Genomic DNA, 15,517 nt, shown 5'->3' with positions numbered 1-15,517 from the left:
AAAACCCATGAAAACACAAGGAAATAAACTGTTACTTTTAATTGCTTTTCTATCCTTTATTGCAGGATATTCACAGATCAGGATTTCGGGGAAGGTTACTTTTAAAAATAAAGGGATCAGCGAAATAAATATCACGTTAAAAGATACTTATGACGGTGCTACTACGGATGCTCAGGGAAACTTTTCCTTTGAAACATCCGAAAAAGGGAATCACCTACTGACATTTACCCATCCGAAATACGAGGATGTAGAAAAACCTATTGTGATTGATAATCAGGATATTTCAGTCAGTGCCGAACTTAAAGAACAGATCAGTGAAATTGATGCGGTAGTAGTTTCCGCAGGGTCTATAGAAGCCAGTGATAAAAAAAGAGCAACAGCACTGCTTACGCCAATCGATATTTATACCACAGCGGGAGCAGACGGACAGATCTCTTCAGCCCTGAATTATCTTCCTGGTGTTCAGAAAGTAGGAGAAACGGAAGGTCTTTTCATCAGAGGAGGCACGGGAACCGAGTCTAAGATCTTTATGGATGGTAGTCTGATCAACAATTATTTCTCCAGTTCAGTTCCGGGAATCGCAGGAAGGGACCGTTTCAATACATCACTTTTTAAAGGAAATATTTTTTCTAGCGGCGGATATTCTGCGTTATATGGGCAAGCTCTTTCAGGAGCACTGATGCTGGAAAGTGTTGATCTTCCTGAGCAGAGTTCTTATGATTTTGGAATTTCACCCATCTTTTTGAGCGCTGGATTCCAGAAGCTTGGAGAAGATAAAAGCCATTCTTTCGGAGCCACATTGGGATATTCACTTTTAAGCGTTATGCAGAAGGTTTTTAACTTTAATACAGATTTTATTGATGCTCCGCAGGGCTTAAACGGCGATTTTAATTTCAGAATTAAAACAAAATCAGGCGGATTTTTCAAATATTACGGAATGTACGATTCCAATAAAATGGGGGTGAGAGCAGAAAGCTTAGAACCGGAATATGATTTTGCGGTGGTAAGGCTTAAAGGAAAAAATACTTATCATAATCTGTCCTTCAAACAGAAATTCGGGAAATACCTTTTAAACGCAGGAACTTCTTATTCTTATAATAGATCTGACCTTAACTTTTCTACGGAAACTGACGGAACAGAATCAGGAAGATCTCAACTTTTAACGGATGGAAATTATATCAACTTCAAAGCTGTTCTTGAACGGAAAATAAATAAAATCAGTGCGGTAAGAGCCGGTTTTGAATTGAATAATGCGAGTGAAACACTCAACTTTGGAGAAGTACAGAAGAATTATAAAGACCTCATATCTGCTGTTTTTGCAGAAACAGATCTGGGATTCAGCAATGCATTGTCGGCAAAAATAGGAATAAGAGCAGAAAATTCTTCGTTTTTAGGGAAAAGTAATATTGCTCCCCGTTTTGCATTAGCTTACCGCCTGGCAAAAGACTGGACAACTTCCTTTGCCTACGGATTATTCTATCAAAACCCTGAAAGCAAATACATCAACGGACCTGCAGATCTTGATTTTCAGAAATCACAGCATTATATTTTCCAGGTTCAGAGAACGTCAGAGGGCAGAAGCTTACGTTTTGAGGCTTTTTATAAAAAATATGACCAGTTAATTAAGACATTCAATATCACGCCGGATAAAGAGCAGAATCAGCAGGTACAGACGGCTCTGAACAACAATGGTTTTGGATACGCGAAAGGGCTGGAGCTTTTCTGGCGAGATAAGAAGACCTTTGAAAATATAGATTACTGGATCAGCTATTCGTTTCTTGATTCAAAGAGGGATTTTATCAATTATCCGGTCAGCTTAAAACCGAATTTCGCTTCCGCACATACTCTTTCTGCTGTGGCCAAGAGATTTATTCCGGAATGGAAGCTGGGTGTTAATTTATCTTATACCTATTCTAAAGGTCGCCCTTATTATGATATTACAACGAAAGATGAAAGCGGAAACGTGATTAATTATATAAGAAATGAAGGAAAGCTGAAAGATTATAATGCGCTTAATATCAGCTTTAATTATCTTCCGAATCTGGGAAAAAAAGATGCTAAAGCTTTTACTGTTTTTGTATTGAGTGTTTCCAATGTTTTAGGATCTAAAAACGTTTATGGGTACAATTTCTCATTGGATGGTACCAGAAGCTCATCAGTAGTTCCACCGGTCAATACCTTTGTATTTATTGGGGCTTTCATCAGTTTTGGAGTGGACAGAACACAGGATGCAATCAATAATAATTTATAAAAATAACAGCAACAGATATCACAATCGTTGCAAAATACATAACTTCGGAAATACAATTAACCAACTTAAAAAAATTGATATAATGAAAAAATACCTATTAAGCTTTGCTTTAGCTTTTATGAGCTTAACATCTTTTGCACAGGCAGATTACGAAAAAATAATGGCTGAAAAGATTGCGAAAACAGAAACATGTAAAACGCCTGAAGAGTTCCAGGCTCTGGCTAACGATTTCCAGAGAATAGGCAGTAAAGAAAGCTCAAAATGGCTTCCGCCATATTATGCAGCATTTTCCCAGATTCAAAAAGGAAGGCTGATGATGAGAAACGGAAATATGCAGGAGCTGGATGAAACAGCGGCTCAGGCCGATAAATATCTGGCAACTGCTCAGAATCTTGCGGGAGCAGATAATGCGGAGATCCATTTGTTGAGAAAAATGGCAGCTTCTTTAAGAATGATGGTCAACCCGGCTCAGCGTTATATGACAGATGGTGCTAAAGCTACTGAAGAGCTTGGTATTGCAGAGAGGCTTGATCCTTCCAACCCAAGGATAGCTCTTATCAAAGCAGAAGATGTCTATTTTACCCCTGAACAGTATGGTGGAAGCAAAACCAAAGGAATGGAAATGTTTAAAGAAGCCATTACAAAATTTAATGCCTATAAACCTAAAACAGCCTTAGACCCGAACTGGGGCAGAGCAGAAGCCGAATATTTCATCAGTATGCCGGCAAAATAACAACAAAAGTGAGACCTTCCTGACACGGAGGTTTTTTTTATTCCGTTCGGAAAGGGAAATCTGCCTTTCAGTAAAAAATAATTTTCGATACCTTTATTAAAGACTAATTTTGAGCCAAGAAAACGGATCATGAAACGTAAAGGATTTATAATTTTATTTTGGGTATCATTAGCGACAGCGCTATTTTTCTTCTTGGTTTTCACGAAAGAGAAGACTTTTTACAATTTTTTGATTACGCTGCTGATCTCTACGATGTATTCTTTTGTTCTGGGTTTTGGAAATGCTTTTATTAATGACTTTCTCAATAAAAAGTTTCCCTGGTCCGAAACGACTAGAACGAGAGCCATTTTAAGTATTGTTTCCATCATTATCGGAAACTTTATGCTCGTATATTTCTGTAATTATATCAATTTTGTAGTGATTCAGAAAGTGGCCACACCAGAAACCTTTTTCTCCGGAGAATATGCTACGACAAACTGGTTCATGATCAATATTGCACTTCTGATTTCTGCATTTCTTCATGCAAAAAGCTTCATGGAAGAGCTTAAGAAAACATCAAGAAAAGAAGTGGTAGAGCAAAAGCTCATCGCAAAATCTGCCAATGCACAGTTTGAAAGCCTGAAAAACCAACTGGACCCGCATTTCCTATTTAATTCTTTAAACGTATTAAGCTCTCTTATCGATGAGAATCCAATTCAGGCACAGAAGTTTACAGCCTCGATGTCAAAGATTTACCGCTATGTGCTGGAACAGAAAGATAAAGAGCTTGTAACGATAGAAGACGAAATCGAATTTGCAAAAACCTACTGTGATCTTTTAAAAACAAGATTTGAAGACAGTGTAGACTTTATTTTTGAAGTTAAAAAAGAAGATTATAAAAGGTATGTTGTTCCACTTTCATTACAGCTTTTGCTGGAAAACTGCATCAAGCACAATTTTGCGACCTCTTCAAAGCCTTTAGTCATTAAAATATTTTCGGATAATGATACCTTATGTATAGAAAACAATCTCCAGGCAAGAGAGCAGATGAAAGAAAGTGCCGGAATCGGTTTAGCCAATATCGTTCAGCGGTATGCCCTGCTAACCAAAAAGAATGTTTTCATCGAAAAATCAGAAGATTATTTTAAAGTAAAAGTTCCGATACTGTCTAATAAACCAAACACGGTCAGTGTAGAAACGGAGGATGAGAACGGATCTTATGAGAAGGCCCGAAAACGCGTAAAAGAACTCAAAAGCTTTTATGCCAATTTAATTTCCTATTGTACTGTGATTCCGTTTTTAGTGATTATTAATCTTATGACTTCACCGAAAAACCTATGGTTCTATTATCCCATGTTAGGATGGGGAATTGGAATCGTTTCCCATGCATTTCGGGTGTTTGGAGTCGGAGAATCCTGGAAAGAAAAGAAAATCCGTGAGATTATGGATAAGCAAAAAAATAGAAATAATGGAAACGTACGACGAAAATGATATCCGGTATCAGCAGGCTAAAAGGCAGGTTGAAGGATTAAGGGGATTTTATGGACATTTATTCTCGTATATCGCAGTAAATACTATGATCGTAGTGTATAATATTAAGCAGTTAGAACACGGAGAGAGTTATTTCCAGTTCAAACACTTCTTTACGGCGACTTTTTGGGGAATTGGACTGGTAGCTCATGCTATTATCACCTTTTTGCCCAATATAAGCTTCGTTAAAAATTGGGAGGAAAAGAAAATCCGGAAACTGATGGAGAAAGAGAAGAACTGAAAAAGTTCCGTAAATGAAGTTTAAACTTACTTTTTTAATCTTAATTTAAAAATATGCATTTACTCCAAGCTTTGTTCACAATCTCAATGGTTGCCTGGTTTCTTACAGAGATTCTCTATAAAAGTATGCTGAAATCTAGCAAGGAAGACAAGAAAGACAAAGATAAGTCTACACTGAATATTTTATGGATGGCCATTCCGTTTTCCATTGCAGCTTCCGTAACGATATCATATATCACAAAATTCCCAATTGCGGAAGGCGGCTGGATCTTATATGCAGGCGAAGCTTTTATCCTTATAGGAATTGTTTTTAGATTTATAATAATCAGGTCTTTAGGTAAGTATTTTACAGTAGACGTCACAATAAAACAAGATCATAAGATCAAGAAAGACGGCTTCTACAGATACCTGAGGCATCCTTAATATACATTCTCCCTGTTAACCTCTTTAGGATTAGGATTTTATCTTAATAACTGGGTTTCTTTAATCCTGGCGTTCCTGCCACCATTTATCGCTTTCACTTATCGTATAAAAATTGAAGAGCAGGCTCTGATAGATCAATTCGGAGAAGAATATATAGAATACCGGAAAAAGACCAAAAAGTTCATCCCATTTATTTACTGATTTGAGGGCATATCCAAAACAAGCTTACGGTAACCTATCTTTTTACGATTCAGAAAGCATATTCTACCACTCAGTCATATAAAATTGACTAGAGCCCTATTTCTGAACTATCTTTGATTCAACAAAAACAAATTACCTTTTTAAAATAAAGATTATGGAAACATTAGGTTACACAAAAGAAACACTGGCTTATGAAAAAGCTGTAAAAAGAGTAAAAGAGTTAAAAGGATTTTACGGAAATCTTACCTCATACTGTTTGGTTATTCCTTTCCTGCTCGTATTGAATCTGCTCACATCCCCAAAACACTTATGGTTCTATTGGCCCATGCTGGGATGGGGAATCGGAATTATAGCACATGCGGTGAACGTTTTCGGGATCGGTAAAGAATGGGAAGAAAAAAAGATCAAAGAATTAATGGATCAGGACGCAAAGAACATAAAAACATTATAATTTAAGTACAAAAATTAAAGATCATGAATTACGATAGCGCATACGAAAGAGTAACACAGCTAAAGAAATTTTACAAAAACCTTCTTTGGTTTGGAATAGTAACCGGAATTATATTTTTCAATGATTTTTTTGAAAATGGAAAATTTGATTTTTCCTTATTCGACGGATCTGTAATTCTGGTTATATGGGGTATTATTTTGACTGTAAAAGCCGTTAAGCTGTTCCTTTTGGACACAGAATGGGAAAGAGGAATTATAGAAAAAGAGATGAAGAAAAACAAAAAGAGCATACACTTTTAAGCTGTGCATTTTTTCTTTAATTTTATTCCCTAAAAACTATAACCCCAATGATAAAGACTGTTATTATCGAAGACGAAAAACCTGCTTCAAGGAAACTGGAAAGAATGCTGAGTAATTTTCCTGAAATAGAAATCGTTGGCAAAATAGAATCTGTAGAAGAGGGAATTAACTGGTTTTCTGAAAACGAGCATCCGCAGCTGATTTTTTCAGATATTGTTCTTGGTGACGGCTTATCTTTCGATATTTTTGAGAAAGTACCCACCAAAGGCTTCATCATTTATACCACAGCTTTTGATCAGTATACTTTGAAAGCATTTAAACTCAACAGCATTGATTATCTTTTAAAACCCATTCTGGAAGAAGATCTTTCAGGAGCAGTAGAAAAGTTCAAATCATTTATCCCCGCCAGTAATACAACCGGTTCTGAAGATATTAAACAGCTGATCAGGAAAGAAAGGTCTACACTTTCTAGGGTTTTAGTGAAAATAGGATATAATCTCAAAATAGTCCAGACACAGGAAATAAGCTGTTTTTTCAGTGAAAACAAGATTGTCTACCTTCAGACCGGAGAACGTGCTTATCCTTCAGATTTCACGCTGGATGAGCTTGAAGATATTCTGGAAGAAAAGAAATTTTTCCGTGTCAACAGACAGTTTATCATCAATTCAGACTATATAAAAAACATCCATACGTCCCCGTATTACAAGGTTGACATGGAGTTTCAGCCACTGGAAGAAATCACGGTCAGCCGGGACAGGGTAAAAGATTTTAAAGAATGGCTGGTAGGATAGATTGGTTAGAGATGAGATTTTCAGACCTCAGATATCAGACCGAGAGCAAGGTTAAAGAAAAACAGGATTGAGTTTTTTACTTTAAACCCCGAACTCTTCCTACACTGAAACTCTCGAACCCGGAGTTTGCAACTATCTGTAATCTATTCTGTTAGATTCAGTATCTTCAAGCTGTTGTATAATAGATTTTGGGATTTCATCACTGTCAATCGGAAAACTGATAGAGTCAGAAATAAAAGTCTTTCTGTCTGCTTTCTGAAATATCTCAAACAGGGCTATTGGCTCCTGATTAAAACTGATACATGTACTTATAAAATGAACCTCATGGAGCTTATATTCTGGATTTTTGAGCTTTTCCTTGATATCTTTTATCCTTGAGATAAAATGTCTCTGGCGGATAAATGTATTGCTGTTCATGATGATGAATACATAATCGGAGTAGGCCGTCACTTTTCCGAAATACTTATGGTGATCTCCGCCGCTTCTTTCGATGAAATATTCGCCCGTGGTTTCAGACTTATAGATCTCCATAGCGGAGCGCCATATGCGCTCTTCCCGGGACTGAAGGGGATTCTCAGGGAGGTTTCTGTTGTAAGAATACCAGCAGCCAACCAGGCGGTCCAAAAGAGCCGTATTCTGATTCACATTGTTCATATCTATCCTGAGATCATTGAAGTTGAATGCTTCAGTATTGGAGTTAATGAAATCAATGTAATTGGAATAGCCTAAAACCTTAACAATCTGACTTAGTTTAGCAAGATTTGGCCTGCTTAGAACAGCATTATTATTTTGCTGGTATTTCTTTAGTTTGTTGATAATCAGATGCTCGTAGAGGTAATTGGATCCCAGGAGATCAGGCTCTTTTTTTATTTCTTTTTCAGAATAATCACTAATGATCAGATCATTAAGCTCTGTCCCGATGTATGACCATTCTGTTTTCGTCACATCTCCCCAATGATTCTTCTTTAAAAAATGAAGGCTTAAAAAATTCATTAATTTCTCAAGATGCAGAATATCTTCTTTTTTCATCAGTTTACCCTTTAAAATAATTACTGTTTTAAATAAGTTTCAAATTATAAGACTAATATAAGATTTTTATACGTCAAGATAAGTTTTTTGAAAGATTTTTATATTCTAAAATCAAATGATATTTGAGTAGAAAAACAAAAGTTAACACAATGAAAACAACAATCTTATTAAAAGACGAAACCCTTTGGAGCAGGATCCAGAGTTTTTCATTAGATGCTTCGGATGCTGATTTTCCTTTTTCGAAAAAACTGGCTAAAGAAGAAAACTGGACTTTAGATTTTACTAAAAAAGCCATAGAAGAGTATAAAAAGTTTGTTTATCTCTGCTGTGTTCTTCCAAACGGCGCTTCACCAAGCGAAACCGTGGATAAAGTCTGGCATATGCATCTTATTTATACCCAGAATTACTGGGAAGAATTCTGTCCCCGGATTTTACAAAGGAAACTGCACCACCATCCTTCAAAAGGAGGTTTTGTAGAAAAAGACAAACACAGGAAATGGTTCTCGGATACCTTGAAAGGTTATCAGGAGATCTTTCAGCAGGAAGCCCCAACGGATATCTGGTACGGGAAAGAGAAAACCGGGAGCAGGACAATTTGGCTGAAAAGATTGAGAATCATTCCTTTATTGATTACTCTTTTTATGCTGTCATCCTGTTTGGGCGAAGTTTTAGGATCATTAACATTGATGGCATTACCAATCATTGGTTTTTTCATTTTCTTTCATATTGTCGGCGCATTTCAGGGTAACAGCGAAAATATCGCCGGTAAAAAGAAGGATGATCGAAGTATAGAAGGAGGTGGCGATGGTGGTGCTTCCAGCTGCAGTGGTGATGGAGGAGGTGGTGGATGTAGTGGGGGATGCGGCGGAGGTTGTGGCGGTTGCGGTGGAGGATGTGGAGGATAAACAAAATACATCGTTATGAAAAAGATAATCATCCACTCAATACCGATATTGGTAAGCTTTATAGGACTGGCTATATACTGCCATACATTTAATCCTATTATTTTAAGAGGACCGGAATTTTTAAAATTCTATTTCACCCTGACCATAGGGTTTTATTTCTCTGTTATCTGTTTAAAATTTTTCAGAGAGAATCTTTCAAAGGTTTCCTTTTACTTCATGATTTTTATTTTCCTCTTAGGCATTGTCAAATTATTCAGGGGACTGAGCTTAGACCGTCCGATAGGAATTTTAATCAGTATTCTGGTAGCTGAAATTATTGTTAATGTGATTTTTATATCAGCTGAATTCAAGGATAAAACTAAATACTAAAAGTTCAATACGCAATAAAAACAAAACCCGAAACATAAATGCTTCGGGATTTATAAGGATCATTAAAATGATTTAATTGTTCTGTTTTTCCTTTTCCGCTGCGTTGTTATATCTGCGGATCATAACCGAAGTTACAACAGCAAAAATAAGCGTTAACGCAATACTGGTAGTTTCCTGATGTACAATAGCCTGATAAAGATTAAAACCAAAAACAGCACCTATAACAGCGATTAAAATTTGATTCACAAAAGCATACTGGATTTTTGAAGTCATTTTCATAGTGATATTTTTTATTGTTATTTACTGAGTAAGTCTAACAATCCAAAATTCGTTACAGAAAATTTTCAAAAAACTTTTCGCTATGCAATCACGCCGCTTCCAATCAGCTCTTCACCAATATACCAGGCAGCAAACTGTCCCTCTGCAATCGCCGACTGTGGTTCTTCAAATTCGATATAAGCTGCATTTTCAAACTGATACAGAACTGCTTTCTGTAATGATTGCCTGTATCTGAATCTCGCCATTACTTCCATAGATTCTCCATTTTCAAGCTGCATATCCTCACGAACCCAGTGTACTTCAGAATTATCAATTTTTAATGCTTTTTTGTGCAGTCCCGGAGAGCTGTGGCCTTCACCTACAAAAATAATGTTGTTTTCCATGTCTCTGGAGATGATAAAACAGCTTTCTTTATGCCCTCCGATACCAAGTCCTTTGCTTTGTCCGATCGTAAAAAACTGAGCACCCTGATGCTTTCCGATCACTTTACCGTCAGATTTTTTATAATTTATTTTCCTGGATAAAAACTCCAGCTCTTCTTCCTTCGAAGAAAATTCAGGTTTTTCCGCTGAAAATAAAGGTGAATCTTTGAAGATCTCCACAATTTCCCCTTCTTTGGGAACCAGCTGCTGCTGCAAAAACTGGGGAAGACTTACTTTCCCGATAAAGCACAGTCCTTGCGAATCCTTTTTGTCGGCAGTTACAAGACCTATCTCTTTAGCAATTTTCCTTACCTCAGGCTTGGTAAGTTCTCCGATAGGGAACAGCGCTTTTGACAGCTGATCCTGGCTCAGCTGACAAAGAAAATAAGACTGGTCTTTATTGTTATCCTTTCCTGCTAAAAGATGGAAAATTTCCTTTCCGTTTTCATCAAAAGTGGAGCTAACCCGGGCGTAATGTCCCGTAGCTACTTTATCAGCTCCTAAAGACATTGCCGTTTTCATAAAAACATCAAATTTTACTTCTCTGTTGCATAGAACATCCGGGTTCGGAGTTCTTCCTTTCTGGTATTCATCAAACATATAATCCACGATGCGCTCTTTGTAAAGCTCACTCATATCGATAACCTGGAAAGGAATTCCCAATTTCTGAGCGACCATCAGGGCATCATTGCTGTCTTCAATCCACGGACATTCATCCTCCAGCGTTACCGAAGCATCATTCCAGTTTCTCATAAACAAAGCCACAACTTCATGACCTTGCTGCTGCAGCAAATATGCTGCAACACTGGAGTCTACACCTCCAGATAATCCTACGACTACTTTCATTTTATTTCAATTTTACGGAACTCTTAACGGGAGTCCTTAGTTTGACCCGGCAAAAATACAATTAAAAAGATTCGCAAAAAAACCATAATTTTAAACATTGATAAAAACGATATTAATATGAAAAAATTTATTATTCCCGTAATGCTGATGATTTCAGGATCTGTATTTTCCCAGATTACCACAAGCGCACCTGTGGCAGAAGCCAACCGCTGGACCTTCGGTGGAGGAATAGGGTTGGGATTTGGCAGCAACAGTTCATTTTATCTTCAGGCTTCTCCCAGAGTAGGATACAGACTTACCGATGATCTTGAGGCCGGAGTGGTAGGAAGTGTTTCCTGGCAGACTTCTGATTATTATAAATCCACGATGTTCGGAGCAGGACCTTTTGCCAATTATTATTTTGCGAGATCCTTTTATGTAGGTGCTAATCTTCAACATTATTTCATTAATTATAAGGACAAATATTACGATTATAAAGTGAATGATCAGGAAGCGGCCCTGTATCTTGGTGGCGGCTATATGCAGAGAATTGGAGGGAATTCTTTTATGCAGCTCGGGGTAATGTATAATGTACTTTGGAAAGAAAATTCGAGTGCTTTCTCTAGTGGCCTTGTCCCGAGTATAGGTTTTGTAGTAGGACTTTAATTTTTGATTCCTAAAGACTTTTTAATTTTCATCCGTCTCCGGACCGGCTTTCGCCAAAACATATAAAAACAAAAAGCACCGGATTTTCCGGTGCTTTTCAATATATGATGTTAATCAATTACGATTGAGAAGACTTTTCAGTCGTTTTTTTAGCTTTAGGAGCCTTTCCGATTAATGCGTCTTTGGCGTCATTAAGATCAAGAATCACTGTTTCTCCTTCAGATAATTGCTTGTTTACCAGCATTTCTGCCAATAAATCTTCAATATATTTCTGAATAGCACGTTTCAACGGTCTTGCTCCAAAGTCTTTATCCCATCCTTTTTCAGAGATAAAGTCTTTTGCCTCTTCAGTTAACTCAACTTTATAGCCTAATTTTTCAAGTCTGCCATAAAGCTTGTTCAGTTCGATATCAATAATTCTTTTAATATCATCCTGTACAAGAGAGTTGAAGATCACAATATCATCAATTCTGTTTAAGAATTCCGGAGCAAATGCTTTCTTAAGTGCATTTTCAATTGTACTTCTTGCTCTTGAATCTGTACTTGTTTTTTTAGCTGAAGTTCCGAATCCTACACCGTCTCCGAAATCTTTAAGATCTCTTGTTCCGATGTTTGAAGTAAGGATAATGATCGTATTTCTAAAATCAATTTTTCTTCCCAAGCTGTCTGTAACATGACCTTCATCCAGAATCTGTAAAAGAATGTTGAACACATCAGGGTGGGCCTTTTCAATCTCATCCAGAAGAACCACAGCATAAGGCTTTCTTCTCACCGCTTCAGTCAGCTGTCCGCCTTCTTCGTATCCAACGTATCCAGGAGGCGCACCAACCAATCTTGAAACCGCAAATTTTTCCATGTACTCACTCATGTCAATTCGGATCAGGGATTCATCAGACTCGAAAAGCTCTCTTGCCATTACTTTGGCAAGCTCGGTTTTACCAACCCCGGTAGTACCAAGGAAAATAAAAGTACCGATAGGACGGTTCGGATCTTTAAGACCGGCTCTGTTTCTCTGAATTGCTTTCACAACCTTCTTCACAGCATCTTCCTGGCCGATCACTTTTCCGTTCAGTTTCTCATCCATCTGAGCTAATTTGTCAAGCTCATTTTTGCCGACTTTCGTTACCGGAACACCGCTCATCATAGAAACCACTTCTGCTACATTTTCTTCCGTTACGGTCTCTTTTTTCTCCTTTACATCCTTATCCCATTTCTCCTGAGCTGCATTCAGTTCCATCTGGAGACGCTCCTCTTCATCTTTAAGCTTTCTGGCCTCAAGATAATCCTGAGCCTTAACTGCTTTCTGCTTCATTTCTTTAATATCCTCGATTTTCTTCTCAAAATCAATGATTTCAGTCGGAACTTTCATGTTTTTGATATAAACACGTGAACCGGCTTCATCCATGGCATCAATAGCTTTGTCCGGTAAGAAACGGTCTGTAATATATCTTGATGTCAAATTGACACACGCCAGAATAGCTTCCGGAGTATAGACTACATTATGATGCTCTTCATATTTATCTTTAATCTGATTCAGGATCTGAATGGTTTCATCAATATTGGTAGGCTCTACCATTACCTTCTGGAATCTTCTTTCCAAAGCTCCGTCTTTCTCAATATACTGACGGTATTCGTCCAGAGTTGTAGCCCCGATGCATTGAATTTCACCTCTTGCCAAAGCCGGTTTAAACATATTTGATGCATCTAAACTTCCTGTAGAACTTCCCGCACCTACAATAGTATGAAGCTCATCAATAAATAGGATCACATCCCGATTTTTTTCCAGCTCGGTCATGATAGCCTTCATTCTTTCTTCAAACTGACCACGGTATTTTGTTCCGGCCACTAAACTTGCCAGATCCAAAGTAATGACACGTTTTCCGTAAAGAACCCTGGAAACCTTTTTCTGTTGAATTCTTAAAGCCAACCCTTCCGCAATCGCAGATTTACCAACTCCCGGCTCCCCGATAAGAAGCGGATTGTTTTTCTTTCTTCGCGATAAGATCTGAGAAACTCGCTCAATTTCTTTTTCACGACCGATTACCGGGTCTAGTTTTCCGTCTCTTGCCAAAGAAGTTAAGTCCCTTCCAAAGTTATCCAGTGTAGGCGTTTTACTTTTTGCAGAACCTAAATTTCCTGAAGGCTTTCTCATCTGTTCAAATTCCTCTCTGTCATCATCATCATCATAAGCACTCATTTGTGGTGCCTGCCCGGAATTTTTAAGCATGGTCTGGTATTCTCTTGAAACTCCTTCATAATCGATGTCATAAGCTCCCAGGATATTCGAAGTGGGGTCCTCATATTTGTAAAGAATGCCTAAAAGCAGATGAACGGTATTAATTTCATTGCTTTTATATTGTCTGCATTCCAGCTCAGCACGTTTAATGGCATGATCTGCCATCTTCGTGAAAGAAATATTAGTAACCTCCTCAGAAATAGGATTAAGACTTGCTGTATTTAGAGTTTCAATTTTTCTTCTGATTTGTGTTAAATCCGCATTAAGGTTTTGAAGGATTTCTTTTGCAGAGTTTTCTGTTTTTATAATACCTAAAAGTAGATGTTCTGTATTAAGAAATTCACTTTTGAGCCTTTTCGCTTCGCTCTTGCTTTGTTTGAACACTTGGCTCAAACCTTGTGAAAACTTATAATCCATAATATATCTCATTAGAATAATGGCAGCGGTGCCATTTATTCATTATCTAAATTACAAATATTTTACCAAAAATCAATTAATGACTTTATGGCAGAAAAAATTTTATTATCTTATTGAAAATGATTAAGTTTGTTATCCTTTAAAAATTCCCCATGAATCCCGAAATTACTACATATATTGGTTATTCTGCATCCATTTTTATAGTACTGAGCTTTATATTAAAAGATGTAAGAAAAATTAGAATAGTCAATATGATAGGCTGTATCTGCTTTGTCATTTATGGTATCTTCAACGGAATGCTCTGGCCGGTTATTATCCCAAATGGACTGATCTGCTTTATTCAGGTGTATCATTTACTGGCCGGAAATAAAAAGTAATGAAAAAAAAAATAATTACCTCTGCTTTCAGTAATCTGTATACAGACCAGCGAATAGAAAAGGTATGCAGGACTTTATATGAGAACGGGTACCAGATAGAGCTGATAGGGAATGACTGGAAAGGAGCGGAATCCATGGAGCGGCCTTATCCGTTTTCAAGGATACATTTATCTTCCACAAGTTTAAAAACCGCCTACTTCGAATTTAACTGGAAACTGTATCATCTACTAAAGAAAAAGGCAGATCATAATACAATTCTTCATGCTAACGACGTTGACGCACTATTGCCCAATTATCTTATTTCCAAAAAATTAAATATCCCGTTGGTTTTTGATAGTCATGAAATTTTTTCAGAAATGCCTGCAATTCAGGGCAAAATGTCACAAAAAATCTGGAGGTATTTAGAAAAGGAAATCATACCCAGGCTTAAATTGATGATGACGGCCAGCGGAAGTTATGCAGAATGGTTCCAAAAGAAATACGGAGTTGATCCGGTAGTTATCCAAAATGCACCCAGGCGACAGGATTTTACAATAGAAATTCCCGAAAATAATCCTAAAATATTTTTATATCAGGGAGCGATTAATCCTTTTCGGGGTATTGACAAGGCTATTCTGGCAATGCATCATCTTGACGGTGTGGTTTTTAAGATAGCAGGTGATGGTCCGAGAAAAAAAGAATATGAAGATCTCGTCAGTAAAGAAAAACTTGAACATAAAGTCCGGTTCTTAGGAAAATTAAAACCGGAAGATCTGAGAAAAATAACGTTAACTGCCGATGTGGGGATGAGTATCGAAGAAAATGGAGGTGAGAGTTACTTTTATTCACTTCCGAACAAGGTTTTAGACTGCATTCAATCCCGTGTCCCATTAGTGCTGTCGGATCTTCCCGAAATGCAGAATATCAAAAAGCAATTTGATGTGGGAGAAATTATTAAAGACCACAGGCCTGAAAATATTGCTGTTGCAGTACAGAAAATCCTTGATAACGGAAGAGAAAGCTATCAGGATGAACTTGAAAAGGCTTCTAAAGTATTTTGCTGGGAAAATGAAGAAATAAAACTCCTGAAAGTTTTTGAAAAAGCATCAAAATAA

17 protein-coding genes are annotated in these 15,517 nt (G+C 37.3%); 13 read left to right on the top strand and 4 right to left on the bottom strand.

Annotated elements, in window-relative coordinates; all coding sequences use genetic code 11:
- Positions 1-7 precede the first annotated feature (7 nt).
- The 8 genes from DRF60_RS02155 (at position 8) to DRF60_RS02120 (ending at position 6,898) form a co-directional block, all read left to right on the top strand.
- Positions 8-2,251, top strand: a complete 2,244-nt coding sequence (locus tag DRF60_RS02155) for a TonB-dependent receptor (protein WP_116010465.1) — start codon at positions 8-10, stop codon at positions 2,249-2,251.
- Positions 2,252-2,333: 82 nt separating this feature from the next.
- Positions 2,334-2,984: a hypothetical protein gene (locus DRF60_RS02150; RefSeq protein ID WP_116010542.1), complete on the top strand. Its 651-nt coding sequence runs from the start codon at positions 2,334-2,336 to the stop codon at positions 2,982-2,984.
- A 129-nt stretch (positions 2,985-3,113) separates the two neighbouring features.
- Positions 3,114-4,454: a 2TM domain-containing protein gene (locus DRF60_RS02145; protein WP_116010464.1), complete on the top strand. Its 1,341-nt coding sequence runs from the start codon at positions 3,114-3,116 to the stop codon at positions 4,452-4,454.
- A complete protein-coding gene (locus DRF60_RS02140; protein WP_116010463.1) occupies positions 4,432-4,734 on the top strand; it encodes a 2TM domain-containing protein in 303 nt (100 codons plus the stop codon). The genes DRF60_RS02145 and DRF60_RS02140 overlap by 23 nt, the downstream gene beginning before the upstream one ends.
- A 53-nt stretch (positions 4,735-4,787) precedes the next feature.
- Positions 4,788-5,156, top strand: coding sequence for an isoprenylcysteine carboxylmethyltransferase family protein (locus DRF60_RS21500; RefSeq protein ID WP_238639959.1), 369 nt, complete (start codon positions 4,788-4,790; stop codon positions 5,154-5,156).
- A gap of 355 nt (positions 5,157-5,511) precedes the next feature.
- On the top strand, positions 5,512-5,808 hold the full coding sequence (locus DRF60_RS02130; RefSeq protein WP_116010462.1) for a 2TM domain-containing protein: 297 nt from the start codon (positions 5,512-5,514) through the stop codon (positions 5,806-5,808).
- Positions 5,809-5,831: 23 nt separating this feature from the next.
- On the top strand, positions 5,832-6,107 hold the full coding sequence (locus tag DRF60_RS02125; RefSeq protein ID WP_116010461.1) for a 2TM domain-containing protein: 276 nt from the start codon (positions 5,832-5,834) through the stop codon (positions 6,105-6,107).
- Between the two features lie 47 nt (positions 6,108-6,154).
- Positions 6,155-6,898: a LytR/AlgR family response regulator transcription factor gene (locus DRF60_RS02120; RefSeq protein ID WP_116010460.1), complete on the top strand. Its 744-nt coding sequence runs from the start codon at positions 6,155-6,157 to the stop codon at positions 6,896-6,898.
- 132 nt (positions 6,899-7,030) lie between these two features.
- Here the strand turns inward: DRF60_RS02120 and DRF60_RS02115 are convergent, their stop codons facing one another.
- Positions 7,031-7,927, bottom strand: a complete 897-nt coding sequence (locus DRF60_RS02115) for a hypothetical protein (RefSeq protein WP_116010459.1) — start codon at positions 7,925-7,927, stop codon at positions 7,031-7,033.
- 149 nt (positions 7,928-8,076) lie between these two features.
- Here DRF60_RS02115 and DRF60_RS21045 point away from each other — a divergent pair, with 149 nt between their 5' ends.
- Together DRF60_RS21045 and DRF60_RS02095 are read left to right on the top strand one after the other, a co-directional pair.
- Entirely contained in the window at positions 8,077-8,832 is a 756-nt protein-coding gene (locus DRF60_RS21045; protein ID WP_157967917.1) for a glycine-rich domain-containing protein, read from the top strand.
- A gap of 15 nt (positions 8,833-8,847) precedes the next feature.
- Positions 8,848-9,201 carry a hypothetical protein gene (locus tag DRF60_RS02095; RefSeq protein WP_116010455.1) on the top strand — a complete coding sequence of 118 codons (354 nt, stop codon included), beginning with the start codon at positions 8,848-8,850 and terminating at the stop codon, positions 9,199-9,201.
- Between the two features lie 72 nt (positions 9,202-9,273).
- Here DRF60_RS02095 and DRF60_RS02090 read toward each other — a convergent pair whose 3' ends face one another.
- Both DRF60_RS02090 and mnmA read right to left on the bottom strand, forming a co-directional pair.
- Entirely contained in the window at positions 9,274-9,480 is a 207-nt protein-coding gene (locus DRF60_RS02090; RefSeq protein ID WP_116010454.1) for a hypothetical protein, read from the bottom strand.
- Between the two features lie 80 nt (positions 9,481-9,560).
- Positions 9,561-10,748 (bottom strand): tRNA 2-thiouridine(34) synthase MnmA, encoded by a 1,188-nt coding sequence (gene mnmA, locus DRF60_RS02085; protein WP_116010453.1) that lies wholly within the window; start codon positions 10,746-10,748, stop codon positions 9,561-9,563.
- A 117-nt stretch (positions 10,749-10,865) separates the two neighbouring features.
- On the opposite strand from mnmA, the gene DRF60_RS02080 reads away from it, so the two are divergent.
- A complete protein-coding gene (locus tag DRF60_RS02080; protein WP_116010452.1) occupies positions 10,866-11,393 on the top strand; it encodes a hypothetical protein in 528 nt (175 codons plus the stop codon).
- Between the two features lie 118 nt (positions 11,394-11,511).
- On the opposite strand, the gene DRF60_RS02075 is transcribed toward DRF60_RS02080, so the two are convergent.
- On the bottom strand, positions 11,512-14,046 hold the full coding sequence (locus DRF60_RS02075) for an ATP-dependent Clp protease ATP-binding subunit (protein WP_116010541.1): 2,535 nt from the start codon (positions 14,044-14,046) through the stop codon (positions 11,512-11,514).
- Between the two features lie 152 nt (positions 14,047-14,198).
- Between DRF60_RS02075 and DRF60_RS02070 the strand changes: the two genes are divergently transcribed.
- Together DRF60_RS02070 and DRF60_RS02065 are read left to right on the top strand one after the other, a co-directional pair.
- Positions 14,199-14,423, top strand: a complete 225-nt coding sequence (locus DRF60_RS02070; RefSeq protein WP_111954019.1) for a uroporphyrinogen decarboxylase — start codon at positions 14,199-14,201, stop codon at positions 14,421-14,423.
- Complete coding sequence (locus tag DRF60_RS02065; RefSeq protein WP_116010451.1) at positions 14,423-15,517, top strand: glycosyltransferase; 1,095 nt, start codon at positions 14,423-14,425, stop codon at positions 15,515-15,517. Before DRF60_RS02070 ends, DRF60_RS02065 begins: the two co-directional genes overlap by 1 nt.

Source organism: Chryseobacterium elymi, from assembly GCF_003385495.1.
In the GTDB taxonomy this organism is placed as follows: Bacteria; Bacteroidota; Bacteroidia; order Flavobacteriales; family Weeksellaceae; genus Chryseobacterium; species Chryseobacterium elymi.
The sequence above is the reverse complement of the archived record's forward strand: the minus strand, read 5'-3'. Positions and strand labels throughout refer to the sequence as shown.